The sequence below is a fragment of the Cysteiniphilum sp. QT6929 genome (assembly GCF_030035755.1).
Taxonomy (GTDB): domain Bacteria; phylum Pseudomonadota; class Gammaproteobacteria; order Francisellales; family Francisellaceae; genus Caedibacter; species Caedibacter litoralis.
This window is the reverse complement of record NZ_CP103983.1, coordinates 925,837-937,853: the sequence shown is the minus strand read 5'-3', so window position 1 is coordinate 937,853 and position 12,017 is coordinate 925,837. Positions and strand designations below refer to the sequence as shown.

10 protein-coding genes are annotated in these 12,017 nt (G+C 35.7%); 5 read left to right on the top strand and 5 right to left on the bottom strand.

From position 1 onward, the window contains the following. Positions 1-2: 2 nt before the first annotated feature. The 3 genes from NYP54_RS03950 to NYP54_RS03940 form a co-directional block, all read right to left on the bottom strand. On the bottom strand, positions 3-536 hold the full coding sequence (locus NYP54_RS03950) for a disulfide bond formation protein B (protein WP_283157256.1): 534 nt from the start codon (positions 534-536) through the stop codon (positions 3-5). Between the two features lie 317 nt (positions 537-853). Further along, complete coding sequence (locus NYP54_RS03945) at positions 854-2,125, bottom strand: MFS transporter (protein WP_283157255.1); 1,272 nt, start codon at positions 2,123-2,125, stop codon at positions 854-856. 215 nt (positions 2,126-2,340) lie between these two features. Then, entirely contained in the window at positions 2,341-4,005 is a 1,665-nt protein-coding gene (locus NYP54_RS03940) for an ATP-binding protein (RefSeq protein WP_283157254.1), read from the bottom strand. A gap of 430 nt (positions 4,006-4,435) precedes the next feature. Between NYP54_RS03940 and NYP54_RS03935 the strand changes: the two genes are divergently transcribed. The 3 genes from NYP54_RS03935 to NYP54_RS03925 all read left to right on the top strand — a co-directional run bounded on the left by NYP54_RS03935 (position 4,436) and on the right by NYP54_RS03925 (position 8,059). Then, complete coding sequence (locus NYP54_RS03935; RefSeq protein WP_283155944.1) at positions 4,436-5,719, top strand: transposase; 1,284 nt, start codon at positions 4,436-4,438, stop codon at positions 5,717-5,719. Positions 5,720-5,749: 30 nt separating this feature from the next. Next, a complete protein-coding gene (locus NYP54_RS03930) occupies positions 5,750-6,685 on the top strand; it encodes an RHS repeat-associated core domain-containing protein (protein ID WP_283157253.1) in 936 nt (311 codons plus the stop codon). Between the two features lie 324 nt (positions 6,686-7,009). Beyond that, positions 7,010-8,059 (top strand): glycosyl hydrolase family 8, encoded by a 1,050-nt coding sequence (locus tag NYP54_RS03925; RefSeq protein WP_283157252.1) that lies wholly within the window; start codon positions 7,010-7,012, stop codon positions 8,057-8,059. Positions 8,060-8,071: 12 nt separating this feature from the next. Here the strand turns inward: NYP54_RS03925 and NYP54_RS03920 are convergent, their stop codons facing one another. Together NYP54_RS03920 and NYP54_RS03915 are read right to left on the bottom strand one after the other, a co-directional pair. Then, on the bottom strand, positions 8,072-9,334 hold the full coding sequence (locus tag NYP54_RS03920; RefSeq protein ID WP_283157251.1) for a hypothetical protein: 1,263 nt from the start codon (positions 9,332-9,334) through the stop codon (positions 8,072-8,074). 2 nt (positions 9,335-9,336) lie between these two features. After that, a complete protein-coding gene (locus NYP54_RS03915) occupies positions 9,337-10,041 on the bottom strand; it encodes a response regulator transcription factor (RefSeq protein ID WP_283157250.1) in 705 nt (234 codons plus the stop codon). Positions 10,042-10,206: 165 nt separating this feature from the next. Between NYP54_RS03915 and NYP54_RS03910 the strand changes: the two genes are divergently transcribed. Together NYP54_RS03910 and NYP54_RS03905 are read left to right on the top strand one after the other, a co-directional pair. Further along, positions 10,207-11,202: a hypothetical protein gene (locus tag NYP54_RS03910; protein ID WP_283157249.1), complete on the top strand. Its 996-nt coding sequence runs from the start codon at positions 10,207-10,209 to the stop codon at positions 11,200-11,202. Positions 11,203-11,255: 53 nt separating this feature from the next. Next, positions 11,256-11,996 carry an HAD hydrolase family protein gene (locus NYP54_RS03905; RefSeq protein WP_283157248.1) on the top strand — a complete coding sequence of 247 codons (741 nt, stop codon included), beginning with the start codon at positions 11,256-11,258 and terminating at the stop codon, positions 11,994-11,996. Positions 11,997-12,017 lie beyond the last annotated feature (21 nt).

Genomic DNA, 12,017 nt, shown 5'->3' with positions numbered 1-12,017 from the left:
ATTTATCCTTCTGTTTTCATATTTTTTGTTTTATTTATTAAATTGCGATGGTTATAAAATAGAAACTGCCAAAAATGTAGCGTACTAAGTACGATAAAGATAATAAAACTATAACTTGCCATGCTTAAGCCAAACAGTTGCCAGTCAACTTGTGAGCAATCAGGTCCACTTGTGAAAAGTGACTTTAAGAAGTCCAAAAAAGGTAGATTTTGAAATAAACTATCGACACCCGCCTCACAGCTACCGATATATTCGCTTGGATTTATCTGCATCCAAACTTGTTTCAAGGCAACCAATGCACCAAGTAGTGCGATGATGCCAAGGATAAAACTATAAATACGCACCCCTTTTATTTTAGGTTTATGGATAAGGGCTACAAGAGAAAGGATACTAATCAATAAAATAGCAAATTGTTGTAGTAAACACATCGGACAAGGTTTTAAACCCGTTAGCTCAAAATAGATAATGCCAGCAATCACCAAAAGACCAATGATAAATGTTTTTAAATAGATTTGCGGGCTTTTAAATCCGTGCATATTGATTTCCTTTAATCTCAAATTGCTTTATGCGTTTAACCATTATAGAGCAAAAAGCATTGAAGTCATTATTTAGCATAGTAGATGCTAGCTGAAAGTAGTGATGAATAGTCGTAAAAATACTAAAATTACACGATTTTGACAAAATATTTATGTAATCAGTATCTTGTTGTATCGTTGGCACATGGCAAATTTTGTTGATCATTAATTGTTATACTGTCTTTTAAAACCCAAAATTAGAACAGGCGTTCATTTTAACGAGGGTTTGCAGTAAATCCAACAGGGTTTGTGCTTTTTTATATCGAATTACGTTAATGTTACGAAACGTGTGCAAGTGATGTTGATTTTGAGATGGATTTCATTTTGAAAGAGAGTGCCAAACAAATACAGAATAAGACGATAATCAGTATAAATATGCGTTGATAGATTTCAGCCGGATAGATATGTGTGCTTTGCATTTGATTGCTACTGACTAGATGAATCAAAATACCAACAAGTTGAATGCATATTGCGCCTAATAACACTGAGAACATATTAGTAATACCAAGTGCTATGCCTGAGTATTGGCGTGGTACCAAAAGGGCTGAGCGATTATAAGAAGGGATAATCCCAGCATTACAAATCCCATAGCAAAAATAAATTGTTTGTAATTCAAGTAGTGATAGTCCAGGAACATAAATAATCACAATCATTAAGATAAGACACAGCAAAGCAGATAAACGCATCAATTGCAGTGCGTTGCAAATACTATTTAAAAAACCAAACAAAGGGCAACCAAACACCATGCCAATAAAAATAAGGCTGGTGGTAAAGGCGGCATCTGTGTGTGTTAACCCTCTGAAGCTCGCAGTAAATGACGCACCCCACATCTCGGCAAAAACGGTTGTTGGTCCATATAAGCAACCAATAAACAGGCAGTTTAGCCATAGTGCTTTATTCTTTATCACTTCTTTAATGCCTTGGGATATTTTGCTGCTATTGTTAATCGCTGCAAACGGTTGGTTCGTTACACTGTGTTTGCTCATCCAAAGCATAAGAAAACCGATGATGAAAAATAATATCGCAAAACTAAGCATCGCAACCTCAACACCAACATGATGCACATAAATACTCATTGGCGCTTCACCAACGGCAGCGCCAAGCATGCCCATGGCTTGGGTGATGCCAGTGAGCATCGCAAAGATGCTCGGTGTGAAGAAGTTAATCGCTAAACGCAGTGTGCCGACAAACGCAAATGCACCACAAAAACCCATGAGCATACGGGCAACAATGGCAAGTGTTAAGCTATTGGCAAGGGCGAAAATAATACAAGCAATACCAGTGATAAAAGCAGCTAGCATCATCACTTTTTTAGGACCGAATTTATCGGTAATCATACCAACAGGGATTTGCATGAGAATGTATGGATAATAGAAAAAGGCAGATAAAGCACCAAGCCCCGCGGCAGTTACTGAGAACTTGTCGGAAAGCTCAGGCAGCATGACACTAGGGGAGACGCGTAAAAAATACTCGCAAAAGAAAAAAAATGCACCCAAAAACCAGATGAATAAACTTAAATGTACTTTATTGGTTGTTATTGTCGCTTTCAAAGTTCATCAGGGTTTTTAATAAACGAAAAAGCATTATGACTTTGAGTTAAAGCGATTGCAATGCGCAAATGCTAAATAATTTGGCATAATATGTAACGAATTTAAACCAGTTGTTTTTCGGTGGTTTCAAGTGCTGATTTAAGATCAAATAGTGTAGTGCGATTCGCCTTGGTATATAGCCATCACAAAGCAATTTACAGCATCTCTGCACAGAACTAATTCTCATTATTTAAAAACGGTTCAACCACAAAACCATTGACTGCGCGAGTATTCTGATCAAAGGAAATCCCGACTTGATAAATCGGAAAACCTAAATGCAAAAATTTATGGGCGTAGTTTTTGTCAATAATTTGTTGTAATGCGTCTTTAGAGAGATCTTTATCATTAGCGACTTTAAGCTCAAGAATAATGACCTTGTAATCAGGGATCACAATCGATATATCAATGCGCCCAATTGCGGTGGAGTCTTCAGCTACCACATCATAACCAAGTGCGGTTAGATAACTATAGATCACTGTGCAATAAAAACCTTCATAATCTTGAATGGGGTTATTGCGATACCATTCATTAGGGATAGAGGCGTACAGGGCGACCACACAATCATAAAACATTTGCCAATCATCAGACAGTAAACTGTCACTTAGGCGGCTAGTGTTAACCGCATTGGCGTGCGAGTTTGTGCCAATGAGCGAGACACAATTATTGAAAGCGGCTTTGACCTCGAGATTAGGGTACTTCAGGCGATAACCGATTTGCATGCCAATGTTTATTTTTTCTTTGATGGTCAAGTATCCTGCTTGAAATAGCAATGCTTCAAGTGGGATATTTTTTACATCAATGCTGTCAATAAAGCGCGCTTGTACTTGATAGTTTTCAAAGTCAGGGACGCGATAGCGATGCTTTTGCAGCAGTTGGATTAAAAATGAGGGAGTCCCCGTTTGAAACCAATAATCGCGGTACTCATATTGATTACGGATAAAGAGTAAGATGTCATAAGGATTATAAACCTTTTGCTGCGCATGACCGCCAAAGTTATAGCCGTTATACCATTTTTTAAGCTTGTCTTTGTCAACATCGATTAAATAGTCTTGAAATGCAGATTCAAGCTCACTTTGTGTATAACCACAGATATCTGCATAAGGTTGCATTAAACTAATATCTTCAAGATTATTAAGACCTGAGAATAAACTGACTTTAGAGAATCGGGTTACTCCTGTGAGCAAAACAAACTTTAAGTGCACATCATTATCCTTAATAACACTATAAACCCCCTTTAATATTTCACGATTACGTATTGCTGCGTGCTCATCGGTGATGACATCTAAAATTGGTTTGTCGTATTCATCGACAAGTAAGACAACAGGTTGATTGTATTTTTCATGTAATGCTCTAATCAGATAGTGAAGCTGGGCACCATAGTCTCGTTTGGGAAGTGAGATATCATGTGCCTTGGCATGCTCTTCTAGGGTGAGTTCAATAATATCTAATGTCGTTCTTTCGCTATTGTAAGCACTCGAGCCTCCAAAACTTAGATGAATAACGGGGTAAGTGACATCCCAATCCCAGTTATCCTCGGCAAAGGTGTCTTTAAATAGCGTTTTATTACCTAAAAAAAGCTGTTTTAGGGTGTCGATGGTTAAGCTTTTGCCAAAACGTCTAGGACGTGATAAGAAGAAATATCGTCCTGAGTTAATTATTTGCAATAAGTGTTGCGTTTTATCGACATAGATAGCATTTCTTGCTCTAATCTGGCTAAGAGTAGAGTCCCCGATGGGGAGATTTTTTTGTGCTTTATTCATAATTTTAGCGCTAATCACTTTTAAGTTGTCTGAAAGTTTAGCAAAGAGCATTGATAAAGGCGATGGGTTTGTTGTAATCATATGAGTCAACTATTATTATTGTGAGCTATACTGCACGTGCTCATAATTTGCGGTTTTAATTTTTGCCTTTTGAGCATTTTTGACGTTATCATTTTTGATAATAGAGCTGGCTATTGCCTGCAAATCAATACGCCAAATCTACAACAAAATGCTTCAACACATTCCCTCTGACTATGTCTGCGCACAGCATATTTGGATGTAACCGTTACGTGTGTAACCTATTTTCAGCTTGTCTGTACCTGTTAAACTTAAAGTGGTCAATGGAATATTCTAGAGTATACTGAAAACTCCCCAAAAATTTAAAAGCGTGTACAATACGCCCGAAGCAATGATATGAGAAGAGGAATCACAAGGATGGCGCACACTACTTTTGGTGACCACATGAGCAAATTATTAAACAAAATGACATCAAAGGTGTCTTTTAAAAAATGTGAAGACGATACTGGAAAAGGTTTTAGAGCATGGCAGTTTAAACCTTTACTCAATCAGTAGCAGCCAAAAGGAGTACGAAAAATTGAGACGGACAATTACAGGTGACAATAAGCTAAATGACTTTGATCCCGAGCAAATTAGTGAAGTACTATGCGCTGAAACAGCCAAGAAATACGAGTCTTCGGATAATGTTATTTTGATTCATGATCCCAGCGAGATACGCAAAAAATATACCAAGCAAGCAGAGCATATAGGAAAAGTAAAAGATCTGAGTAAGAAAACCATCAATGGCTATAGTAGCTTCAATACAATTGCCGTTAATTTAGATAATAAACAGATTGATTTATTGGGTCATGAGCTATACAGCAACAAGCAGCCAGAGTTTTTATCAAAAGAAACGATTGAACAGTTAAGTGCCGGTGAGGATATCGTGATTTCACAGGCGTCTAAAGAAGCCTATGATGACGATAGTTATTTGACCTCAAAGCGCATAGCATTAAAGCATATTAAATCCTGCTCTAACGCCTTGAAAGAAAAGAATTCAGCATTAAATATTACGCATGTATTAGATCGTGAGTTTGATGATAGTGAGTACTTTGATTTTATACAGGAACTGAAAGATGAGTTTGTCATACGATTGAAGAAAAACAGGACAGTTTCAGGCTTAAGCGGTGATAAGGAGCAAAAAGGGAAATTGATAGATCACGCCTTTGAACATTCATATACTTTCTGTATTCAAAAGCTATACATCAGTGGACGCTGTTTTCAGGATTGCGTGATCAAGGCTAAATGGCAGAAGATTGGGCAGTATCATGTTGTTTTAATGACGCTGCTTGATCGCAAGGGCAAAGAAGCTTTTGACGAACCGATGCTTTTAATCACAAATAAGGAGCTTATGAATCAATATGACGTTTACAACGTTTATGATTGCTATTTAAAGCGCTCTCGTATTGAGGGTGTGTTTAAATTTATCAAAGGTGAGTTAGGCTGGGAAGAGTTTAGGATAAAAGACTTTGAAGGGATTAAAGCCATTACTGCTATTGGTTTCTTTGTTGCATCTTATTTATATGAGATTGGTCAAGGTGAAGTTTATGATGACTTTGTTGTATTGATTGCACAGCTTGGCGGCTCTAAATCAGGTGAAGTAACAAGGCATTACATCTTGGAAGGAATGAAAACATATCTTGCAAAACTACGCGTAGATCAGTTTATTGAGGAGCATCAGATAAGCCAAGCAGACTTAAAAGCCATATTGAATTTTATTGGGCGAGGAGAAATTTAAAAAATGAGGAGTTTTCAGGAGTATAGTGAAATGAATCTAATGTTAAAACAATATATTGTTGCTATATTATTAGGCGTTATAACAGGGATGAGCGTTGCTTCACCGTTATTACAGTTACCTAATATGCCAGTAGTTTCAAAAACCATTGCTCATGGTAATTATTTATCAAACTTGGTAGATACTGCATTTGATATCTACCATAACCCATTTGGTTACTCACAGGAATACACGGATGCTGAGAGTGGGATGCAGTATTTAAGGGTGCGCTATTACAACCCTGTGATTAAGCAGTTTGTTTCAAGAGACACGGTGAATTTGTTTAATCTCTATGCCTATGTTAATGGTAATCCGATTATGAAGGTTGATCCGAGTGGACATTACTCGTTCAGGGTAGTATTGACGGGCATCATAAGATTTTTTGAGTCAGGGTGGCAAAAGCTAAAAAATCTCTTCAAAAGATCTCCTAAAATTAATAACAACTATGGGGATAGAATACCAAATATGGATTTAGATGATAGTAGTATGCCTAAAGCTATTTTTAAACATAGAAGTCAAGGTGTTAGCTTTGAGACTAAAACTGCTTATCATAATGACTTTTTATCCACGGCAGGGTATAGTGAAAAATTTTCTAAATACTTAGAAAATCAAGGTTATAAATTTTCTACTTGGTCCCCGAATAAGAATACATCTACTCAAAAAATAATAACTAAAGAATTTCAGGCGGCTAGGTTTGCTATAGCAGGAAATAAAATTATACGGGACAGCACATATAACTACACGGCAAAAGAAATCTATCAACATTTTTTCGCTCCAAAATTAAAAATATTCAATTATGATGCGAAATACTTGTCTGAAAAAGAAATGGAGAGATACTTTAACTCCATGGAAGGATATAACACTGTTGTAGATAGTGTTGAGTCGGCTATGCGTAATCAACCCATGCTTTTCAGCAAATTTTTTAGATAATTTCGCTCAGCGTTTATCAATAAAAATTGATAGGAGCACCCTAAGCGGCGTCGCCGCAACTAAACAAAGCAATAACTTGCGGGTGCTCTTGATAGTGAAATTGAACAAAAAACAGCAAGTTATTCAGGAGGGGAAGCATCAATAGCATGCAACTTCAGTAAATAACACAAATGAAGACTTATGTTCTATAAAAACAAATTAATAATCGCTTTTACAGCGATCGTTTCTACAAATATGTTAGCAGCACATACTCAAGTAAAAGATGCTCATTTGAATACAGTGTTACAAAACACAGTAAAGCAAAAAGATGATCCTTTTTAACATATGATTGTTAATATTAGTGATGCTTTGGCACATTATCCGAGCAATGCATCAGTGGATGATCAATATCAGCGCTTATTGGCTAATATATTGCCGATGAATAAAATCAAGCTAAATGAGTTTTGGGATGACTTTGAAAAGGATCCATCTGTTTTTGAATATTCTTTTGATTCGATTCGTTATCCGTTATATTTTGCACAGCAGTGCCTTGTTGATTATCAAAGTCCCATTTGTCAGGTGAGTTTACCTAATTTGACTGCTATGGTAAAAGCAGCTTGGCAGTATTCGAAAACCCTAAATTATAATAACAAAGGTAAGATGCCATCAATGGGTTTTTGGTCATATGATGTTAGTCATTTGCATATGGGATATGATGCGACGCAATACTGTTTTATTGAGCGCTTTATAATTGATGGTGTGACGTATGCGCGCGTTATTTTCAGCTCAAAAACTGCACCACATAAGCGCTCAGATATCAATGCGGGTAAAATGCCAACCGTATCAGAAGGCATGGCCTATGGTTTGCTGATTAGTTGTTTAGCGAATGATCAAGTGCTATTTGATCAATTATTACGTTATGTTTTAGCGGTGTCCAAAAACCATGGTTGTGCATTGTATTATGATCATACTTGTCATCAAAAAAGTGATCTACTCATGCCATGGACTACCGATATTGAAGGTAAGCCTTTTTACTATAAAGATGAAGATGGAACAAGTACGTTAACAAATGACTCAGCATCAGATGCTGATGTCAATATTGCTTGGGCGGTTGCATTAGCTGCACAGAATGTGCTTGATGGCAAATGGGTATCATCGTTATTTATATATCGCGAAGAATCGTTAACATATTGGCAGTTAGTTAAGTATATGAAGCAACAAATACTCCAGTTTGATGGTTATCAACATGCAAGGTTTTTTGAGAAGACCTATAATTGGTTTATGACACCAGGTAATCAGTGGGGTGCATCGGGTGAAGAAGTACTTTACCCAGGCTATTTTATGCCGCAAGCATTTTTAACGTTGTCGTCACCGGTAAAGCTAATTGTCACCTAATAATATAGTCGTCTATATCATAGGTGGAAGCTGAATGGTAGCTATATATTGATCTTTGGTTTCTTCAAGAGATAATTGACAGCCATTTTGCTTAAATAATATGTCACTGATTTGTATTCCAATGCCAGTACTTTCATAATGTATATGAGATTTATCTTTATCAATCTGACTAATGAATATAATCTTAGTGCCTTTTTTATGATGTGTTTGTGTAATCGTAAGCTGTGATGCATATTTAATAGCATTATCAATCAAGTTATTGATAGCTAACTCGATAGCAAAGGGTTGTGCATGAATGGTGAAATTTGTAGAAATCATATTATAAATTTTAAAGTTAGGCGTTTTTTTATGTATTTTTTCAATTAGTTGATAGAGGTTTATATTATCGGCTAAATCAAGAATGCTAGTGCTTTTAGTGTATTGAGAAATTTGGGTAACTTGTTTGTTGATCTCATCAAGTTCATCAAGAATTTTTGCTTTCTCGGGTGTGTCTTGTTGGATTTCGAGCAGTAGTTCTGCTCGTGTAATAGGCGTGCGTATGTTATGTGTTAGCGCGGTGATAATAAAAGATTTTTGTGCGGAGAGCTCTTGTAATCTTTGTGTAATGCGTCTCATGTTTTTTACTGAAGAGAAGAGGAGTTTTGCGCTGGAGAGAAACTTATTCTTTGTGTTAGCTGTATAGCTCCCTGTATAGTATTCAGCTGAGCTAATTAATTGCTGCCAAAGGTGGGCAATGCGTAATGCTGTAATGACGAAATATAAAATAATAAGTGCTAAAATTGCTTCAAAAAATATAATACCCTTAACGATTAGACCAAGGATGGGGGGAGGGAATGAAATATTTAACCATTTATTATGTGTGGATAAATAGATAGAACAGTAGTTCACGATATCTTGATCACGAAAAACTTTGAATATGTGGTCTTTAATATCAGCATAGCTTAATTGATTGCGTTGAAAATGAATTTGATATTGTGATAATGGCTGGTCAGTTAGTCGGTATTGTCCAGAGTTAATCGATAATTCATCGAGTGCTTTGACAAGGGTTGTTTTTTCATTTTTTTGTAGATCAATATTCATAATCCGGTTAGCAACGAAGCTCATTTCTGTAATAATTTGTAAGTTAATTTGTCGCAAATTCTTATAGTAGTTTTGTATAAGCACTATCGTCATTATCAAAATAATTGACATAATAATGAGTGTTATAATTGAGACAATAACGGTTAACATGCCAGAATATTTAGCAATATGTTGGTGAGTGCTTGCTTTAGTCATTGTTATACATCCGATTTGAAAATATAACCGCGACCATGAATGGTTTTGATGCGTTTGGCAGATCGATTTCCTAATTTGTTACGTAAGCGGCTAATATTAATATCAATGGTGCGATCACTGACTGCGTATTTATCTTCATAGAGTGCATTAAGAATTTGCTCGCGAGTGATGACTTTATTGTTATTTTCTAAAAATAAACATAGCATGAGATACTCAAGTTTAGTCAGAGATTGCTCTTCATGGGTTTCTTGATTGATTAAGCATTGCTGTTCACGAGCAAATTGCCAATGATCAATAATTATATTACCTGATGAGTGATCAATTGTTTTATTTTCTTGATGTGTTTGTTGCGCATAGCTTAAAAGACTTTTTATTTTTGATACCAAAATGCGTGGTTTAAATGGCTTAATAATATAATCAACTGCACCGGCTTCAAGACAAACAATTTGATCAAGGTCATCATCAACAGCAGTTAGCATAATAATTGGAATATGGATAGTCGGAGCAATACGCTTACAAAAACTAATACCATCCTCATCTGGCATCATAATATCTAATACAATTAAGTCAATTTTTTGGTTGGATATTAATATTTCAGCCTCTTTGGTATTTTGTGCGCACAGCACATTAAATCCATATTTAGTTAAAACCATTTGAAAATATTCACGCAATTTAAAATCATCATCAACGATAAGTATGTTATCCATGTGTTGTTACTAATAAATTTTTTTATCTAGTATAGATGATTGTTTGCATGTTTTGATAAAAAATAGCCAATGAAAGATATCAACACAAGAATGTCACAACTTTGAAAGATCTTGTTGTTATAGTGACGCTGTGTTTAAAAATATATCTACAAGGTCTCTGTAAAAATGCAATTACTTAATCATGTGAAGAAGGCTCAGCTGTTATCATTAATAGGGTTAGGCTTGTTGTTAGTCGGCTGTGGCGGTGGTGGTGACAGTCGTGATGCTTCGATTACTACGCGCGGTGATTTGGTGGCAGATAATTACACTTTCGAAATTAGATCAAATATTGAGTTGGCGCCAGGCGAATCAGGTAATATTGCTGCTGTAATTAAATCACCATTTGAAGTTGGTTATGAGGTGAAAATTAAGACATCTACATTAATCAATCAGCTTAAAATAATGCTAGATAGTGATTCAAATATAGAAATAAGTTCAGGAAATTGTGGTGAGTATGTTAGTCTTTCTGAATGCAATTTATTGGTGAGGGCATTAGAAAATAAAAAGTCATTTTCTACAAAAGCAGATTACTTTGGATGGTCGATCGAAAGGAGTTTTAGTGCGCAAAAAATTGAGGTTAAGGATGAGAGGTTTTTGTCACATGGTATTGATTTACGTCAGATTGATACGAATTATAAAAGACGTTTAAACAGACAGAATTTCATTGGTATGCTACCTTACCGCGCCATGATTAAACGCAATGATGAGGGCCAAACGCAGCTACACCTAATGGCAAAAGCGTTAGAAGATCATTTCTATATCCACCTGCCTAATAATGACATTACATCTGATCATCTGAGTGATTATATCAGTAATGCATTCTTAAATACCGAATTTAGAACTTGGATATCTGAGTGTCATCTAAGCGTTGTTGATAATGCGGAGCAAAAACAGCAATTATTAGGGGAAAATGCAACAGGAAGTTTAGTTAAAGTGACAACCTCAGATAATAATCGATATTGTCGCTTAAACCTTAATAATATTCAAGGTGAGGTCGTGACTTATTATGATAATGGTAAAGACAAAGAAAGCTTATCCAAGTTTTATTATCATAGTAGTTATAACTTGCCCTTAGACGATAATGATAACGGTGAACATATTGTTAAACCAGTAAGTGAATAATTAAACTTTAATTATTTAGGATTCCTTCTTTTAGGTAAAACTAGGTGAAATAGATGAATTTTATCTTTGATATTGATGGCACGATATGTAATAACGGCAGATATATTGACCCTGTTATTGAAAAAACTATCATAGCGCTATCAATGGAAAAAAGCGTTATCTTTGCGTCAGCACGACCGATTCGAGATATGCTGCCTTTGATGGATCGAGCTTTGCACCAACATTTATTAATCGGCTGTAATGGTGGCGTGTACTACCAGAATGGTAATTTTGGTAAAACACGTCATTTTGATAAAGAGCAAATAGCTCTAGCGCTTCAGTTTCTAACGGAAAATAATGTCCCTTATGTCTTGGATGGTGATTGGTTTTTTTCGATTTCAAAGAAAGCGCATCCTTTTCATGAGTACATTAGATCATTAAGCAATTTCGAAAAAAAGCAAGATCAATTGATTGCTATGGGTGTTGCAAAACTTCTTGTGCTGGATATGTCATTTGCAGATAGTGTCAGAAAATATTTCGAATACAATCAAATAAGTTATAGTCTCAATCAACATAAAGATGGTTTTTTTGATATTACTCCAGATAAAAACAATAAGTTACTTGCCTTAGAGGAATGTGGCATAGATATGTCACAATCAATTTGTTTTGGTAATGATATGAACGATGTTGAGATGCTTGATAAGGCCTTTATATCGGTATTTGTAGGCTCAAGAAATATTTACAAAAATGCCTCGATATACACGGATTTTTGCAATGTTCCCATTGTTATTAATGAATTATTGTTGAACTATTAAAGATGATATTGCAGCTAATAA

Bases quoted from the DNA above. Each gene is read 5' to 3' on its own strand.
- NYP54_RS03950 (WP_283157256.1), bottom strand. From the start codon at position 536: ATGCACGGATTTAAAAGCCCGCAAATCTATTTAAAAACATTTATCATT.
- NYP54_RS03940 (WP_283157254.1), bottom strand. From the start codon at position 4,005: ATGATTACAACAAACCCATCGCCTTTATCAATGCTCTTTGCTAAACTT.
- NYP54_RS03930 (WP_283157253.1), top strand. From the start codon at position 5,750: ATGAATCTAATGTTAAAACAATATATTGTTGCTATATTATTAGGCGTT.
- NYP54_RS03925 (WP_283157252.1), top strand. From the start codon at position 7,010: ATGATTGTTAATATTAGTGATGCTTTGGCACATTATCCGAGCAATGCA.
- NYP54_RS03920 (WP_283157251.1), bottom strand. From the start codon at position 9,334: ATGACTAAAGCAAGCACTCACCAACATATTGCTAAATATTCTGGCATG.
- NYP54_RS03915 (WP_283157250.1), bottom strand. From the start codon at position 10,041: ATGGATAACATACTTATCGTTGATGATGATTTTAAATTGCGTGAATAT.
- NYP54_RS03910 (WP_283157249.1), top strand. From the start codon at position 10,207: ATGCAATTACTTAATCATGTGAAGAAGGCTCAGCTGTTATCATTAATA.
- NYP54_RS03905 (WP_283157248.1), top strand. From the start codon at position 11,256: ATGAATTTTATCTTTGATATTGATGGCACGATATGTAATAACGGCAGA.